This is a genomic window from Bordetella tumulicola, assembly GCF_054779135.1.
Window position 1 is genome coordinate 493,980 of the sequence record NZ_BAAGYU010000010.1, and the last position, 15,743, is coordinate 509,722.

At 55.7% G+C, this 15,743-nt stretch carries 15 protein-coding genes; 9 read left to right on the top strand and 6 right to left on the bottom strand.

The genetic code is table 11. The features are described from left to right. Positions 1-7 precede the first annotated feature (7 nt). From sctS to sctC, 5 genes are all read left to right on the top strand, one after another. Positions 8-271 (top strand): type III secretion system export apparatus subunit SctS, encoded by a 264-nt coding sequence (gene sctS / locus ACYVDM_RS19550; RefSeq protein ID WP_415787943.1) that lies wholly within the window; start codon positions 8-10, stop codon positions 269-271. An 18-nt stretch (positions 272-289) separates the two neighbouring features. Then, complete coding sequence (sctT, locus tag ACYVDM_RS19555) at positions 290-1,090, top strand: type III secretion system export apparatus subunit SctT (RefSeq protein WP_415787945.1); 801 nt, start codon at positions 290-292, stop codon at positions 1,088-1,090. Continuing rightward, positions 1,087-2,142 carry a type III secretion system export apparatus subunit SctU gene (sctU, locus tag ACYVDM_RS19560; protein WP_415787947.1) on the top strand — a complete coding sequence of 352 codons (1,056 nt, stop codon included), beginning with the start codon at positions 1,087-1,089 and terminating at the stop codon, positions 2,140-2,142. Before sctT ends, sctU begins: the two co-directional genes overlap by 4 nt. Continuing rightward, a complete protein-coding gene (locus ACYVDM_RS19565; RefSeq protein WP_415787949.1) occupies positions 2,139-2,534 on the top strand; it encodes a type III secretion system chaperone family protein in 396 nt (131 codons plus the stop codon). The genes sctU and ACYVDM_RS19565 overlap by 4 nt, the downstream gene beginning before the upstream one ends. A 71-nt stretch (positions 2,535-2,605) precedes the next feature. Further along, complete coding sequence (sctC, locus tag ACYVDM_RS19570; RefSeq protein ID WP_415788860.1) at positions 2,606-4,372, top strand: type III secretion system outer membrane ring subunit SctC; 1,767 nt, start codon at positions 2,606-2,608, stop codon at positions 4,370-4,372. On the opposite strand, the gene ACYVDM_RS19575 is transcribed toward sctC, so the two are convergent. From ACYVDM_RS19575 to ACYVDM_RS19595, 5 genes are all read right to left on the bottom strand, one after another. Continuing rightward, the gene (locus tag ACYVDM_RS19575; RefSeq protein ID WP_415787951.1) at positions 4,345-4,902 is read right to left on the bottom strand and encodes an RNA polymerase sigma factor; all 558 of its coding nucleotides are present in this window, start codon (positions 4,900-4,902) and stop codon (positions 4,345-4,347) included. The genes sctC and ACYVDM_RS19575 overlap by 28 nt on opposite strands. A gap of 228 nt (positions 4,903-5,130) precedes the next feature. Then, positions 5,131-5,712: a BspR family type III secretion system anti-sigma factor gene (locus ACYVDM_RS19580; RefSeq protein WP_415787953.1), complete on the bottom strand. Its 582-nt coding sequence runs from the start codon at positions 5,710-5,712 to the stop codon at positions 5,131-5,133. A 169-nt stretch (positions 5,713-5,881) separates the two neighbouring features. Beyond that, positions 5,882-7,036, bottom strand: coding sequence for an ABC transporter substrate binding protein (locus ACYVDM_RS19585; protein WP_415788862.1), 1,155 nt, complete (start codon positions 7,034-7,036; stop codon positions 5,882-5,884). Between the two features lie 56 nt (positions 7,037-7,092). Next, a complete protein-coding gene (locus ACYVDM_RS19590; RefSeq protein ID WP_415788864.1) occupies positions 7,093-9,051 on the bottom strand; it encodes a SpoIIE family protein phosphatase in 1,959 nt (652 codons plus the stop codon). Positions 9,052-9,316: 265 nt separating this feature from the next. Beyond that, positions 9,317-9,784 carry an ATP-binding protein gene (locus ACYVDM_RS19595; protein WP_415787955.1) on the bottom strand — a complete coding sequence of 156 codons (468 nt, stop codon included), beginning with the start codon at positions 9,782-9,784 and terminating at the stop codon, positions 9,317-9,319. An 89-nt stretch (positions 9,785-9,873) separates the two neighbouring features. Here ACYVDM_RS19595 and ACYVDM_RS19600 point away from each other — a divergent pair, with 89 nt between their 5' ends. After that, the gene (locus ACYVDM_RS19600) at positions 9,874-10,209 is read left to right on the top strand and encodes an STAS domain-containing protein (RefSeq protein WP_415787957.1); all 336 of its coding nucleotides are present in this window, start codon (positions 9,874-9,876) and stop codon (positions 10,207-10,209) included. Between the two features lie 17 nt (positions 10,210-10,226). Here ACYVDM_RS19600 and ACYVDM_RS19605 read toward each other — a convergent pair whose 3' ends face one another. Next, positions 10,227-12,038: a hypothetical protein gene (locus tag ACYVDM_RS19605; protein ID WP_415787959.1), complete on the bottom strand. Its 1,812-nt coding sequence runs from the start codon at positions 12,036-12,038 to the stop codon at positions 10,227-10,229. A gap of 308 nt (positions 12,039-12,346) precedes the next feature. Here ACYVDM_RS19605 and ACYVDM_RS19610 point away from each other — a divergent pair, with 308 nt between their 5' ends. From ACYVDM_RS19610 to ACYVDM_RS19620, 3 genes are all read left to right on the top strand, one after another. Beyond that, the gene (locus ACYVDM_RS19610) at positions 12,347-12,964 is read left to right on the top strand and encodes an ankyrin repeat domain-containing protein (RefSeq protein WP_415787961.1); all 618 of its coding nucleotides are present in this window, start codon (positions 12,347-12,349) and stop codon (positions 12,962-12,964) included. Positions 12,965-13,126: 162 nt separating this feature from the next. Further along, positions 13,127-14,218, top strand: coding sequence for an ankyrin repeat domain-containing protein (locus tag ACYVDM_RS19615; protein WP_415787963.1), 1,092 nt, complete (start codon positions 13,127-13,129; stop codon positions 14,216-14,218). Positions 14,219-14,371: 153 nt separating this feature from the next. Next, complete coding sequence (locus tag ACYVDM_RS19620; protein ID WP_415787965.1) at positions 14,372-15,730, top strand: ankyrin repeat domain-containing protein; 1,359 nt, start codon at positions 14,372-14,374, stop codon at positions 15,728-15,730. Positions 15,731-15,743 lie beyond the last annotated feature (13 nt).

Consider the following 15,743-nt stretch of genomic DNA (forward strand, 5'->3'; position numbering starts at 1 on the left):
CATAAAAATGCAAAGTGTCGATATCGTGTCGTATATGACGCAGACGCTGTACCTGGTCTTGTGGCTCTCTATGCCGCCCATTGCGGTGGCAGCGATTGTGGGAACCTTGTTTTCGTTGTTTCAGGCGTTGACGCAGATCCAGGAGCAGACGTTGTCATTCGCCATCAAGCTGATCGCGGTGTTTGCCACGATTCTATTAACGGCGCGCTGGCTCAGTGGTGAGCTCTATAACTTCACGATCTTGATATTCGATGTTTTGCATCGCGTCTAACGGAGCGCCCAGTCAACGATGATAGATGGGACGAACTATGCTCAAGCTCAGTTGTTTTTGGGCACTCTGGCGCTGACGCAGCCTCGCATTCTGGCGCTCTGCGTGATGTTACCGATATTCAATCGGCAGGTATTGCCGGGCATGTTGCGCTATGCCGTTTCGGCAGCATTGGGGCTGCTGCTGGTGCCTATGTTGATGCCCGAGTACGCCCGCCTGGATTTGCATGCGCTGGCGCTTATCCTGATCATCGGGAAGGAGGTCTTTATCGGACTGACCCTGGGTCTGCTGGCGGCTATTCCATTCTGGGTTTTTGAGGCAGTGGGATTCATTGTAGACAACCAGCGTGGCGCGAGTATGGGATCCATACTCAACCCCGCCACGGGCGACGACTCGTCTCCGTTGGGCATTCTGTTTAACCAGGCATTTATCGTGTTCTTTCTGGTCAGCGGTGGATTCGCGCTGACGCTGACCATGGTGTATGACAGCTATCGCTTGTGGGATCTTTGGAGCTGGACGCCGACGTTGAGTCGAGAAAGCGCGCCGTTGATTTTGGACCAGTTTTCCCGGCTCATGCGTATGACGTTGCTGTGGGCCGCGCCTGCTGTGATCGCCATGTTTCTGGCCGAACTTGGTCTAGCCTTGGCAAGTCGATTCGCGCCGCAACTGCAAGTGTTTTTTTTGGCCATGCCCATCAAGAGCGCGCTGGCGCTGCTGGTGCTGGTGTTGTACATGAGCACCTTATTCGAGTACGCCCGTGACACCAATGATGATGTGCTTACGATTTTGCCGTTTCTTGATGATCAATGGCGGGCGCCATGAGCGGAGAAAAGACCGAACCGCCAAGTCACAAAAAACTGCGTGACGCGCGACGCAAAGGCGACGTTGCACATAGCAAGGATTTTACGCAGACGCTGTTGATTTTGAGTTTGTTTGGCTACATGTGCCTGAATGCGGGCAACATCACCGAATCGTTGGGCCGCCTGCTGTTGATTCCCTCTACGTTGGTGAGTATGCCGTTTTCGGTCGCGTTGCCCACCGCGCTGGCGGCGGCGCTTAAAGAGGCTATCGGCGTGGTGTTTCCTTTTGTGCTGATTGTGTTGCTCGTCGGACTATTTGCAGAGTATCTGCAGGTGGGGTTTGTGCTCGCGTTCGAGAAAATCAAGCCATCCGGAAAGAAATTGAATGCGCTACAGAACCTTAAAAGTACCTTCTCCAAGAAAAATCTCATCGAGTCGCTCAAATCCCTTATCAAGATAGTTTTCCTGTGCGTGCTGATCACGATCGTCATACGCGATGAGTTGCCCGAGCTAATGGCAGTACCTCGTACCGGTTTGGAAGGCCTGGGGGAGTCTGTTGGAAGCATGATGGCGACCTTGCTGCTTAATGTGGCTCTCGTCTACATCATCATCGCGATCGCCGATTTTGTCTGGCAGCGGATGCAGTATCAAAAGGGCTTGAAGATGAGCAAGAACGAGGTCAAACAGGAATACAAAGAAATGGAAGGCGACCCGCTTATCAAGCATAAGCGCAAGCACCTGCATCAGGAGATGGCCATGCAAGGTGGCGCACGAGCCGTGCGAAGGGCTTCGGTCGTCATTACGAATCCTATCCATTTGGCCGTGGCGCTCTATTACAAGATGGATGATACGCCGCTGCCTCAAGTGGTCGCCAAAGGCGAGGGCGCCGCGGCGGAAACGATAAAACGTGTCGCAATCGAAGCCGGTGTTCCCGTGCTGGAGAACGTTCCGCTGGCGCGGGCATTATGGAGCACGGCGCAGGTGGAGCAATTTATTCCCGCGGAGCTGCTGGAACCTGTCGCGCAAGCGCTGCGTCTGGTGAGAAAGTTGACCGACGGTACGGAGGCTATATGACCCCAAAGGCTCATCCTTTAATCGTGGACTACGCCGCGCGTCACGACATCCTCGTGCCGCAGCCGTTTCCTGGCCGCTTGACAGTAGTGGTGGACGACAAATACCGCGTGCACTTGCAGGCCACGCAACAAGGCGCCGTGGTCTTGCTTTCCCGGCTGGTCAATGTGCCCGTCGAGGGGGTGACGCGCGACGACTGGCTGTGTCAGGTTGGCAGCTTGGCGGTGGGTGCGCTGAGCGCCTACGCGGCGACGTGTGTGATCGATCCACGAGAAACCAGCCTGTGGTTGCAGCAATTGGTGGCACCGTCAATCGACGCTTCTATGGAAGAGTCCATGGCGCAATTTGTGAATGCGTTGTCGTTCTGGGTGGGTGCTTTGGGGCGTCTCAGTTGAATTATTTTCGTGGCGTGACAGGAGTCCGAGTGTTCAAGCGATCTATCTTGGCAAGTCTGTTGTCATTTAGTATGGTCAGCGCCGGGTCGGCCGCGCCGAATTGGCCGAACGTGCCCTACAGTTATTATGCAAATCAGGAAAATTTGCCCGCACTGTTGCGCGACTTTGCAGGCGGCTTTAGTTTGGCTCTGCAAATGGGCCCGAATGTATTAGGTACGGTAAACGGAAAGTTCAACACCAACTCCCCAACCGAATTCTTGAATCGACTGGGTGGGGTGTATGGGTTTACGTGGTTCGTCTACGCGGGGACCCTGTTTATCAGCCGAAGCAATGATATGAAGACCCGGTCCATCAGCGCGATGGGCAGCTCGATCTCCGCCTTGCGTGCGGCACTGGATCAATTGGGCGTTTTGGATCCCCGCTTTGGCTGGGGAGAGTTGCCGGATCAGGGCATTGCACTGGTATCGGGCCCGCCGGGTTATGTCGATCTGGTCGCCCGTACGGTGGCCGCGCTGCCGATGGGAGCGGGTGGCCAAGAAGTCGCGGTGTTTAAACTCAAGCATGCGACGGTTAATGATCGTACGGTTACCTATCGAGACCAGTCGGTGGTGACCCCGGGGCTGGCAACAGTATTACGTAACCTGATTATGGGCGATAGTGGTGGTGCGACGAATGAAACGTTGTCATCCATTGCCGCGCCGTTACGAGAAAGCCCGCCGCTATTTCCGGTGGGCTCGGATGGGACCGAAGCGGCGAACGTCAAGAGCTCGCCGGCGGGCACCGGATCTTCCTCCCCCAGCAGAAGCCTGCGCTTTCGCGAGCCGACTGTACAGGCAGACGCTCGTTTGAATGCCATCATTGTTCAGGATATTCCTGATCGCATTCCTATCTATCGTGAGTTGATTGAACAATTGGATGTGCCGAGCACCTTGATCGAGATTGAGGCCATGATTGTCGACGTGAACTCTGACTTGATCAGTGAGTTAGGTGTTTCTTGGGGAGCACTTGTTGGCGATACCTCTTTAGGTTATGGAAACTTGGCGCTCGCACCTAATGGCACCTTGCCGATCGACAGTGCGGCAGGGATATCTCCTGGCACGATAGGCCTGAGCGTCGGAAGCACATTGGCTTTACGCTTGCGGGCGTTGCAGACCAAGGGGCAAGCCAGTATTCTGTCTCAGCCGTCGATTCTGACGACGGACAATATGGGTGCCTTGATCGACGTGTCTGATACATTTTATGTTCAGACGCGTGGTGAGAAAGTGGCAACGGTGACGCCTATTACGGCAGGCACGTCGTTGCGCGTGACCCCCCGTTATATTCCGAGTGCCGAAGGCATGCGCGTGGAGTTGACCATCGATATTGAAGATGGCCGTATTCAGCAAGAGCGTCAAATTGACGGTTTACCTACGGTACGGCGCAGCAATATTAGTACCCTGGCGGTGGTGGGCAATGATCAGACCTTGTTGATCGGAGGCTACAACAGTAGCCAGGACACCGAACAGGTCGACAAGGTACCTTTTCTGGGAGACATCCCGGTTTTGGGTGCGCTGTTTTCCAATCGCGCCAAGACGTCGCTGCGTCGCGAACGGTTGTTTTTGATTCGGCCACGAGTGGTCGCGATCAACGGCAAACCGGTGCCTCAATCATGGGCTGAGAATGTGACGAGATTGCTTAATCTGACTTGGGACGAACGGCGCCCAATGATGGGAGGGGACGCTTTGGAGTTGGCCGATCAGAACGAAGATACGCGCATCATTCGGCGACCGATAGGGGGCGCCAACGAGGAAGCGCCCATCCGTGCCGCAGACTACATATCTAACGACAATCCTTTCTGATGTAATTTTGCGCGTAGCGCGGTACGTGCCCGAGACAAACGGCTGCGTACCGTCCCTATGGGAACGGATAGCAGGACAGCGGCATCTTCGTAGGAAAGTTCTTCCATGCCAACGAGCAGCAGAATCTCGCGCATATTGGCGGGGAGTTCGCTGATGGATTCATGTAATAGCGCCATGGTTTGATTTTGGGCAAGCTGCGCTTCGGGCGTCAGATCCGACGAAGCCTGCATATCCAGGGCCGCGTCGCTGACAAACTCGTGACGGCGCTCTGGGGCGCGAGACAGGTAATTGCGTACCAGGTTCAGGGCGATGCCATACAGCCAGGATGACAATTGAGATTCGCCACGAAAGGCTCTATACGATGCGGCCGCCTCGACAAAGGCTAGCTGAGCAAGCTCTTCGGCTTCGGTGGCGTTGCCGATATGTTTCATGATGAAGCGCTGCAAGCGGTCTGAATGCTTGAGTACTAGTTCATGAAGCAGGGCGGTGTCACCGCTCTTGGGGAGATCTGTGTCGTCGGATCCGGTCACTGAGGTTTAGCCTTCTGTGGGACCAGCAGGGGGCAAACAAGTAGAGGCCAAGGTTGGCTCGATACCGTTACTATAAATATCAGACTAACACAGTTTATTTATTTTGTTATCGTTATTAGTGTAAAAATGTTGCAATAATTATATTTATTAGTAATAAGAACTGCAACGTTTATGTGCTGATTTGTCACATCAGCTGTGCAGTAGGAGGCGATCAGGGGGATGTTGGTCTCAGTCGCGCTGGGGCTGTTGCAGCAATTCACGCAACCATTGGTTGGCAGTCGCCGGAGAGACCGGGCTTTGTCCTGTGGCGTAAGCCTGTTCGAAGCGAACGTGCATGGCTTGATCCAGGCATTGACGTTGTTCGGTGGTGACGGTTGAGGGATCGACGTTGACGTCGTGACAGGCTTGCTGAAACGCTGAGGTATTGGCCACGGACGATGTGCCGATACGCGACAAAAAATCAACCCCGGATAAGGCATGACGTGAGGTGTTTGCCATATCGACCGCGGCTTCTACGCTACGTGACGAGAGGGCTTTGCCGGGGTTCGGCATGAGCCCGAGCTCGCGGGCGACGGCGCTGGCAATGCCAGGACCATAGGTGTGTTCGAGGGCTCGGGTAAACATAGAAGTGGTATCAACGTCCGGGGTCAACCACGCGACACTGCGGCCCTGCGGAGTGCTTCCCAAGCCAAGTACCTGACGTTGTTCGCCATTGACGGTGACGTAAACATGTTGGCCAGCTTTTGCTGCTTCGGTAAACGTTTCAAGGGATAGCAACGGTGACGAGGGTGTAACCGATGAGTTATTCATGCTGCCTATTGAGGGGCTTGTATGGGGTCGGGTTAACGGAGAAGGGCTGAGTTTTACCTAACCTGAGTACCGCTAGATCAAAGGAAGTTCCAACTCACTGCACGACATCCGCGTGGTAAATCAATCGTATTGAAATTTACCGTGTCATTATAGGGGACAGTAGAAAAACCTAGTTGTTTTCAAATACTTCGTCGGCGGCAAGCAGGACATCGACAGGGGGGTCAAAGCCTATCAGGCGAGCGGTATACAGGTTGATGGCGAGCTTTTGGGGATCCATCCATATCTGATTGAGTTGACGGGCTTGGGCGCCATTGAAAATGCGTGCGATGCTTTTCGCATAAAACAGGCCGACGTAGGCGTAGTCCGCCTGAGCCAAACTAAGAAGGATGCCTTGTTCGACATACTCGGACCCGAGCATGGCAAAGCTGGGGATGTGAGCCTGACGTAGTATCTGCGCGATATGCCCGGTCGTGGTGTCTGCCGTGCCGATGTGCAGGGTGACATAGGCGGCATCGATGTCTGGCGCCAGCCGCCGGTAGCAGTCGAGAACATTTTTGGACGCTTGCTCTCGGGTGAGGCCAGTCGACCGAGCATGGCAGGCGATAACGTCAAAACCTCGCTCTCGGGCAACTTGCTGTGCGGCGTCGACCGCGCCATAGGTCTTTCCTTCTGGGGTGTTTTCGTACACCAATCCCAGGCGTTTAAACGGCACGATGTCGTGAAATAGCCGGACCTGTTGTTGATGGTGCTCTGGTTGGACTCGGGCCAGTAGGTTGTCCAGGCCGCTGTCGGCGGGCGACTCCACGATGTGGGCGCTGACAGCGTCGCTGGCCGCCGCGACGATAGTGGGTACAGGCGCGTCGAGCGTGACCATGTCTTGCCCTGCCCAGGTTCCCATGGCAATAATCAGGTCGATGTCCGACAGGGTCGACAGGCGTGCCATGACGGCATCGCGGACTTTGGGACGCTGTTCGGCGTCAAAATGCCCTGGCTGCCACCAGGCATCGTGAACGAATTCCAGATAGGCGCTCGTCGTGTGTTCGGCCAGGAATGCCCATAATTGTTCGCTACTCAGATCGGCTGGTAGCTCAGGTGTCGATAGCCAGCCGAGCTGAGCCAGTCCCTGGACAATAGCTCGCAGCGTGCGGGGATACTCCGTATGCTCTCCGCTGCCAAGGTAACCCAGTCGCCATTTTTTTCCGTCGGGCCGAAGTGTGGGGGTCACTGCACTGACGAGTGGCTGTCGTGTAATGGACGACGGTGCATTACCGGGGGCAACGGAAGCGGCCCTTGTAGGCGTGCCGGCTACCGCCGTGCAAGTCATCACGCCGGCGACATGCGAGACAAACAGCAGTATGGCGATGCGAGTCAATAACGTTTTCATTTTCTGCAGAGCGCAAGGAGAGTAATGTCGTCAATCTGTTCGGCGCCCGCCGCAAAGGTGTCGACATCACGGACGAGACGTTCGGTTAGCCGTTCGGTCGAGGTTGTCGGATGGGTCAGTGTTTCAACCAGTCGATCATTGCCGTATTGTTCGTTGCACCGGTTCACGCACTCGGTAACGCCGTCCGTATAGGCAATGAATGTCTCTCCGATTTGCAGTTGCGCGGCGTAAGTCCGGTAGGGCATGTTTTCCTGCACGCCGCAAGCAGGTCCGCTGCGTCCCGCCAGTGTGCGCACGGCACCACATGCATCGATAACCATGGGTGCCAGGTGTCCGGCATTAACCCATATCAGTTCGCCAGTGGCCATATCCAGAACGCCCACAAGCAAAGTGACGAACATGACATTTGGATTGTTTTCGGCCAATCGGTCGTTGACCTTGTGCACGATGCGGGCTGGATCGACTTCGTCTTCGGCCGTGGCTCGTATCAGCGTACGAGTGATGGCCATAAACAGCGCGGCCGGGACGCCTTTGTCCGATACGTCGCCAATGACAACGCAGAGTTTTCCGTTTGACAGAATAAAGTAGTCGTAAAGGTCGCCGCCGACCTGTTTGGCGGGCCGCATCAATGCGTGCAGGTCGACACGCTCTTGTGCGACACGAGACAGCGGAATTGGCAGTAGACCCAGTTGAATCGCCCGGGCGATATTGAGTTCGCTCTCGAAGCGCTCTCGGGCGACAGTTTCTTTCATCAATCGGGTAATGTTCTCGCGTAGCTTGCCGTCCATATATAAAAAGGCCGCAGCGAGTCGGCCGACTTCGTCCTGGTAGCGCTCAGGCAGGGCGGCGATGTGTATTGGAAAGCGGTCTTCCGCATGCAGCGCCTGCTCGGGGAGCTGGTGTGCAAATCTCGTCAATGTCTTGAGTGGCCGAACGATACGCGCGGCGAGCAGCCAGGCACAGAACAAGGCGATCACTAGCATGGCCCCGAAAATGACGGCTTGATTTCGGAGAAGTTCGCGCGCGGGCGCGGTTAAATCGCCTTCGGGCACCACGGAATATATCGTCCACTGCAATGGAGAAAATCGCACACGGCCCACTTGCCAGGGCCCCTGGGCACCGTCGATACGTAGCATCTGGAAATCCGTTTGCGCAGACTCGGTCAGACGCTGTCGAAATGGTTGGCCATTGTTGAAGAGACCATTGAGTAGACTGGTGTGGGTGTCTGGTGGCGGTACCACCATGCGGCCGTCGTCGGCCACGATGAATACAAACCCGGAATGGGCCAGCCTGAGCGGCGATAGCGTCTCGCGCAAGGACTGCTCCATCTGCGCACGATGCGCCTCGATCTGACTGATCACTGCCGCTGTGCTATCGCTGACGGCGAATACCCAGTTCCAGGGCCGGAAATAGCCAAAATAGGCATAGCGCGTTTTGTCGTCGGAGAGCTCGGTCGGCTCGTTGGACGAGCGTATCGAGGCGCGCGGACTGCCAGGGCGGCGGTAGATTGCAAAGCTGTAACCGGAGTCACGACTTTCGTCCAGCACAGACTGGGCCAGCGGTCGGTTTTTAAAATCCCGTAGCTCGGAGAGATCGTGACCGATCATGCCGGGTAGACCGCTGGCCAGTACGCGATGCTGTGCATCAAAAATAAATGCATAACGATCGTCATCGAGGTGGAGGTCATTGATCCAGCCGCGAGCAAGTGTTTGGGCGATTTTTTCCGTCACGATGCCGTCGTCGGCCAAATGGGCATAGGACTCCAATGTCGCAGCGATGACGTCCCCGGTCTGCATAAGCTGGCGCCGCCCGTTGCGCACGACCGATATTTTGTTGTTGAGCATGGCGGACCAACGCGATGCTGCATCATGCTGGATGAGCGACATCACATTGCGGATGGCATGATGCTCGCTACTCATGACGGTATCGGTGACATTGCGCTGCGATGTCAGCATCACGACTATCGCAATGGTGATAAGGGTCCCGGTGACCAATACAAAGATCTTGCTATGTAGCGTCCGGAAAGGCATGAAGAAAGAAGAAAAACAAAGAGGGAAAATCGGAGCGGATCGCGCCCGGAAAAGAATGAGAATTAGGTGCTGTCCAACGAGAGTGAGTAACCCTAAGGGGTAATTGGTTCCGTTTTTTAGGTGAAAGCCCAAACCTGAAAGCAACCGAGGTATACGCGGCTTGCGCGCCGCTAGGGTGTGGCGTCAGGCCTTATGTAGCGCCATCATGGGTGTTGATGATGAGCGTCAGATGGTTTTTGTTCTCATGTCTGCGGTACGACATATCGGACAAGTAATGACGCATCAGGTGCAAGCCAAGTCCCCCTATCCGTGCCTCGTCCAACGATTGAGCCAAGGAAAGGGGGGCGGTGCGAGTGACGTCGTAAGATCGCCCGTTGTCAATAATCTCGATGCGTACTTGCTGAGCCAGCAGGGTGCAGCGCAGATGGATGGAGGGAGGGGCTTGATCGCCGCTGCGCCGACCGGCGGTCATGGCATCGAGGGGAGAGAACGCGTAGGAAACGACATTGGTGAGGGCCTCGTCCACGCAAAGTGTGAGGGCAAAAGCAAGCGCCGCCGACCACCGCTCGCGATCACTGATTGATGCTAGCCATCGTGTAGCCGACCTGACGGCATGTACGCCAGGAGAGAGATCAAGCGTATCGGTTTGCTGGAGCATTCTTGCTTTCTGGCGTGAGTGTTGGCGTATCATCCGTCCATTGATCAATTAAGGTGCTTGCGCGCTAGTCACGTTTACGAGGCGATGAAATGGCTCTTGAAATCGATAAGATTGAAGGTGCAGTGGTGGTGTCTGCCGAGGGGCAGATGAATAGCGGCAATGCATCGGCGATTGAAATTGATTTGCTTGCGCAAGTCGATAAGGGCGAGCGGCGAGTGGTGTTGGATCTGTCTCTATTGAGCTATATCTCCAGTGCGGGGTTGAGAGTCGTACTGCTGTTGGCTAAAAGGCTCAAACAGGTGGACGGAAAATTGGTACTGTGCGGCTTACAGCCCAAGGTTCTCGAGGTTTTCGAAATCAGTGGTTTTCTTGGCATCCTGACGGTTGCAGCGTCCCGTGGCGAGGCGCTTTTGCTCCTGCGCTGATCGACGCTGCACCGGGTTCAGGCGGGCTGGGTGTGAAAGCAGGGGTTTTCCCAGTTCTCGAGTTCGGATAGCTGCTTCAGCTCTCCTTTCAGCAAATGGATTTGATGCCGCATTTCGTCAATGAGATGGTCGCGAGTGCGATGTAGTTCCTCTGTCGATATGCTCTCATAATGCGCTGCTGCCAGGTGCGTGCGGCTCGTGATGGGTGGGCTGGTGGCAGTGACGCGATAGGCGAGGTGATGTTTATCGGCCAGCGGGATGGCTTTGAACACCATACCGTATTCCGGAGTGTCCTTCAGTAGCGTCACACGTAGTGCGAAGGCTCCTGTTTTGCCCAGATCGCGCTCGAATTGCATTCCTTTGGTTGCCCTCGGGAATCCCGCATAGTAGTCGAGCACGTGAAATCTCCCTGTGTCGAGGTCATCGACGGAATCCCTGGCATTGAACATCGCACGGGTATAGGCGCAGGGCGCCTGCATTAAAAAGTCATACAGCTTGCCGTCAGGGTCCGCAATCAATAGGCTACCGTCGTCAGCGCGTTGAACGGCGGAGAAAGCCGCGGCGCCGCCAGATGGTGGCTGATCAGCGGCCGAGTCGAAATACCAGGCTAAAGCACGCGTTGTCGTGAGATTGGACGTGACGACGACACGTTCTCTGTCGCCCTGGAAAATCACCGCGCCAGGTGTTGGGGCAGTACTGGACGTGAGCGCATAGGCAATGTTTTCGCCCATGTAGAGCTGGCGACGCACGTCGGCCTGCGATATATCCAGGCCACTGGCACACTCGTAGTTCGCTAAAGCGCAACGGTAGTGGTCATTGACGATGCTGGTACTTCGTCCCAATGGCTTCGTTGTCAGCGCGGCGAGAACGGGTTTCCCCTCTCCTTGGTGGTAAGCGCGCTCGGCCTGATAGGCGGCGTACCGTTCTACCAAGCTCCATAGGGCGGCTATGAAGCGATTCATCGTCCGAATCATGGGCGATAGTCCTTCCGTCACGAAGCTGCGTAGCGACGCCAGAAATGCTGAGTCGGGTAATGGAGCGTCGGTCGTAGGGACCTTGGTCCCGAGCGCTAGGGTCAGTGCGTCGAACGCTTGCTCGAGATGGCAGAGATGCTGCTGGCGCTCTGCGAACATGGTGATGACGCGCGTCATAGCCTGCTGGCGCGTTGTTTCTTCTTTATGCAGGAGCGCCAGTCGATGCTGCAGTGGTTGTATTTCCAGCAGTTTGGTGTCTATCAGCCCGCTGGCCGTTTGGTGGCGCTGTCCATCAGGGATGTTGCGTAGCCTGTTGGCGCCGACGTAGCCCGCGCCAAGCCATGTTGCCGACGATATCAGAAGGTTGTCCGTGAAGCGGCCGGCGATGTAGGGCAGGCCGGTCACGAGCGCGCTCCACCCCAATGTGGATATCGTAACGGAGGCGGCAGCTTGAACCTGATAGTGCCACCGCGTGGCGGTGTCACGCCAACTCAATGTGGCGGCGGGTTGATCCAGCGACAGCGGCATGATGCGTTGGTGGCTGGCGTCCACCTTGCGCAACTGTTCATCCAAGGTTCGTAGCGCTGAGCCAATCTCGTCCTGGAGTTCCCGTAGCGCGGCGCAGTTGCGCTCGTATAACGAAGGTGCGGTATCGGACCGGAGTAGACCGGTGAGGTTGTACTCCTCGGACAGCGGGACTTGCGTGACGGCAGAGGTCGTGTCTTGTTTGTCGCCGTGTGCAGCATGGCTGGCTTCGGCGTTAGGACTCTGGTGCACATCGAAGGTGTATGGATCAAGACTCACATCAAAGGGGTGTTGACCGAAGGAAAAAAATAGCTGCGGTAAAAGGCGCATATTCTGGGTTTCCGAAATTGTGCATTACGCCAATGCAAGACATGGGCCGTAGAGGTTTTGTCGACGGGATGAAGGAAATCCTTCAGTCTGCGTAGGTAACTCCAGTCGGTGCTCGGTTCCACAGCAGCGGGAAAAACGTGAGCCGACAATCCTCTGAAAGGGCAGCGATGAGGTTGCATCAGGGTAAATCTCTATCCGACACTGGGAACCCGATGCTGGCTTCGAGTTACTCACGATGGCCGATAGGGCTGGCTATATTCAATCCGGCCCGATTAACAAATCAACGATCTTGTGAGTGGAGTGTTTCAATGACCCATGCTCGTTCGTCCGTGACTCTCCAACCCGCCAGTGATATCGGGCGTCGCGGCGATTTGGACCGCGATAGCGCTGGGGGTGTCGCGTTGCTGCTGGCCCTTCAGGAAGAGAACTACGATGTCGCCGCAGCCTTGATCAATCAAGGCGCAAACGTCAACAGCATCACCCATACAGGCGAGAAGGCGCTCAGCCTCGCCACCAAGCGTAATGCGCTGTTTGTCGTTCGTCTGCTGTGTGATCAAGCGCACATTGATATCAACGCCGCGGATCGGAACGGCGTGACGGCCTTGATGCATGCTGCCGATTATGCGGATAGGTACTTTGATCCCACTGTCTTGAATTTCCTGCTGTCGTCGGGAGCGGATGCCGAGCTGTGTGATGGCGAGGGATGTACCGCCCTACTGCGCGCAGCAAAGGGCACATGTTATTTCGCCTTGGAGAAACTCATTGAGGGCGGAGCTGAAACACGAGCGTTGGATGCGAATGGATGCGGCGCCATGATGCTTGCGGCGAAACATGGAAACTTCTCCGTATTGGAGTATTTGCTTCAGCACCGTGATATCTCCCTGATTCAAGAGGTGCGCGGCGTGGCACACGAGGGTGTCGGCTGATGCCGCATACCAGGTGATGTATTCGAATACCCCCATACGGCCTAGTGGCGAGACGGCCGGAACCTGACGCACAGACGGGTTACTCATAGCGCATGCCATACCCTGATTGCCTGACGCCTGCTGTGTCAACCTCGGTAATTCGTTGATTAAAGGATTGGAATAATGATGATCGCATCTTCTCTTTATGCCGCTGGCCAGTACGCGTTGCGTTACTTGCCGGCACTCGGCGACACCTCACAGCGCAAAGCAGCGCTATTGGCGGCATTGATCGGCGCCGTTGAAAATAACGACGTGGATGCCATTGAGGACCTTCTCGGCGGGGCTTCCGATGTTGCGCTGATTGCCGAAGGGATAAGGGAGTCAGCGCACTCACCGTTGCATGCGGCTGCCGCGGTCGGTCATGTCAAGGCATTGCGCGCCATGCTGAGCACGCTGCCCTCCGATTTTGTTGAGCTCCCTGACGAGAGTGGCCGGGACCTTCTGGTGCTCGCTACGCAGCATGATCAGATAGACGTTTTGCGGGAGTTGTTGCCATCCCCGAATATGTCATACAGTGCCCAGATTGCTACGCTAGTCTCGCCCACCGTAAGCACCATAAAGAATTTTCTGGGTTATGAGGTGCGAGCGACTAGGGTCAATACGCTCGATGCCGAACAAAATAGTCTGGTCAGTCTGGCCGCGAGATACGGGTATGTCGAGGTAGTCGCTTTTCTGATTGAGAAGGGGGCCGATGTGCATCTGAAGAATCGCTCAGGGCAGGATGCGTTGATGTGCGCCGTGCACACAGGCTCGCTTGACACGGTTCAGTTGCTGGTGGAGGCGGGAGCCGATGTTCATTCTCGCGACCGCCGCGAGCGGTCGGTGTTGCATTACGCTGCCATTCGCCAAGAGGCCAACATGGTGCGCTATTTAATCGACGAGCATGGCATCGATGTAAACGCGAGCGATTGGGAGAAAAGAACACCCCTTTTCTATGTGAGAGATCGACAGGTTGCCGAGCTTTTCATCGATAACGGGGCAGACGTCGATCATCCAGACGAATATCGCCAGACGCCGCTGATGTTCGCGGCCTGGACTGGAAATAAGCCTCTCGAGCAGTACCTTCGTGAGGTCGGGGCCAATCCTACACGCACAAACGCGCGAGGCCGATCCGCGGACGATATGGCCCGAGCCCGGGATCAGATTATTCCTGAGAAGGCCATGATAAGCCTGGCACCAATGCTTGTGGTTGGTCAGCATCCCGATCTTGAGTGATAGAGAAAGTATCGCTGGCTGGCATGTTTTTGACGCTTTCTCGGTGGAACTCATCCGGCCTTGCCGTTACTCATGGCTGGAGTTCAACCCGTTGCACCGCGCCTCGCGTTCGAAGCCCCAGGTGCGATGATTTTCAAGCGGAGTGCTGCAATCATGATTTCCCATGCTTTAAAGTCTGCGATCGATTTTTTCTCCAGTCATACCGCATCGGCGACTACGGAAACCTCGCTAGAGGGCGAACATCAATCAGAGTCGGACTCGGGTACGCTGTGCGATCTCGTTAAGAACCGCGATGCAGACGGCGTAAAAGCGTTGTTCGCGAACGATAGCAGGCAGCAACTGATCGAGGGTCTTCGCGATGATATCGACAGCGGATGGAATGACGTTCTGGGTCAGGTCGACAATCAAGAGATGTGGGACACGTTGATTCGCGTAGTCCCTCACGATCTTCTTGATCGTCCCGACGGCCTGGGCCGGGCCCCTTTGTCATACGCGGCAGAAAATAACAATGTGGTCGCTCTCAAGGCGTTGTTAGCGGCGAATGTGTCAGCTGACGCTGTGGATAATCGTGGATACACGGCATTGATGTGGGCCGCTGTTTCGGGGTTTGTGGATGCCGTGAAAGTGTTGTTGGGTTTTGAGGCCGGCTCGACTGATGATGCGAGTTCACTCCGGGCCGATATCAACCGTCAGGACAACAACGGAAACAGCGCGCTCATGCTGGCCATTAAAGCGAAAAGTCTCGATGCCGTAAAAGTGTTGAGTAAGCATGGTGCGCGTATCGACATTGCAAATGACTATGGAGACGACGCCTTGCACCTCGCTGTCTCGATGGAAGACTCCGCCATTCTGAAGCACCTGGTCAATCAGTGTTCGCCTGATCTCGACAAGACAGACAATGAAGGGAAAACGCTCTCGATGCGTGCGGTGGATTTTGCCGCTAAAGCGCGTGGTGGGTACAGGACACTGGAATTCCTGCTAAGCCTCAAGCCTGACCTTGAGGTCCAGAGCAAAGAAGGGTGCACCGTATTGCTACACGCGGCACGCGCAGCCGATGGCACCGTTTTGGATGCGCTCATTAAGGCAGGGGCCAACATTAACGCGACGGACCTGGATAGAGCCTCCGCATTGCATATTGCTTCTCGATCCAATCCGTCTGGCTTGAAGCGTCTGATTCAAGTGCCTTCTATTGATGTCAACATGACAGACGGGCGGGGAAGGACCCCATTGTTTGTCGCCGTCGAGGTCGATAATTACGCTGCAGTCGAGGCGCTGCTGGAACACAACGCGGATGTGAATGCGAAGAGAGACGATGGGGCGACTGCTTTGTGGGTGGCGCAACGCGATGACAATGACGACACCGTGACATTGTTGGGAAGGTACGGAGCAAAGAGCTCTGAACCGAAGCTGTCGGATCGCGAGCGCCAGGACGAAGCGTTCCTTGAGGAGCTATTGCGAGCACAAGAGGCTTCTTCGTCAGCCGAGAGTAGTACGGGCAATCAGCCCGTGTAGATTTACTATTGCA

Coding starts and splice junctions, on each gene's coding strand:
- sctS (WP_415787943.1), top strand. CDS start 8: ATGCAAAGTGTCGATATCGTGTCGTATATGACGCAGACGCTGTACCTG.
- sctT (WP_415787945.1), top strand. CDS start 290: ATGATAGATGGGACGAACTATGCTCAAGCTCAGTTGTTTTTGGGCACT.
- sctU (WP_415787947.1), top strand. CDS start 1,087: ATGAGCGGAGAAAAGACCGAACCGCCAAGTCACAAAAAACTGCGTGAC.
- ACYVDM_RS19565 (WP_415787949.1), top strand. CDS start 2,139: ATGACCCCAAAGGCTCATCCTTTAATCGTGGACTACGCCGCGCGTCAC.
- sctC (WP_415788860.1), top strand. CDS start 2,606: ATGGTCAGCGCCGGGTCGGCCGCGCCGAATTGGCCGAACGTGCCCTAC.
- ACYVDM_RS19580 (WP_415787953.1), bottom strand. CDS start 5,712: ATGAATAACTCATCGGTTACACCCTCGTCACCGTTGCTATCCCTTGAA.
- ACYVDM_RS19585 (WP_415788862.1), bottom strand. CDS start 7,036: ATGACTTGCACGGCGGTAGCCGGCACGCCTACAAGGGCCGCTTCCGTT.
- ACYVDM_RS19590 (WP_415788864.1), bottom strand. CDS start 9,051: ATGCTGACATCGCAGCGCAATGTCACCGATACCGTCATGAGTAGCGAG.
- ACYVDM_RS19595 (WP_415787955.1), bottom strand. CDS start 9,784: ATGCTCCAGCAAACCGATACGCTTGATCTCTCTCCTGGCGTACATGCC.
- ACYVDM_RS19600 (WP_415787957.1), top strand. CDS start 9,874: ATGGCTCTTGAAATCGATAAGATTGAAGGTGCAGTGGTGGTGTCTGCC.
- ACYVDM_RS19605 (WP_415787959.1), bottom strand. CDS start 12,038: ATGCGCCTTTTACCGCAGCTATTTTTTTCCTTCGGTCAACACCCCTTT.
- ACYVDM_RS19610 (WP_415787961.1), top strand. CDS start 12,347: ATGACCCATGCTCGTTCGTCCGTGACTCTCCAACCCGCCAGTGATATC.
- ACYVDM_RS19615 (WP_415787963.1), top strand. CDS start 13,127: ATGATGATCGCATCTTCTCTTTATGCCGCTGGCCAGTACGCGTTGCGT.
- ACYVDM_RS19620 (WP_415787965.1), top strand. CDS start 14,372: ATGATTTCCCATGCTTTAAAGTCTGCGATCGATTTTTTCTCCAGTCAT.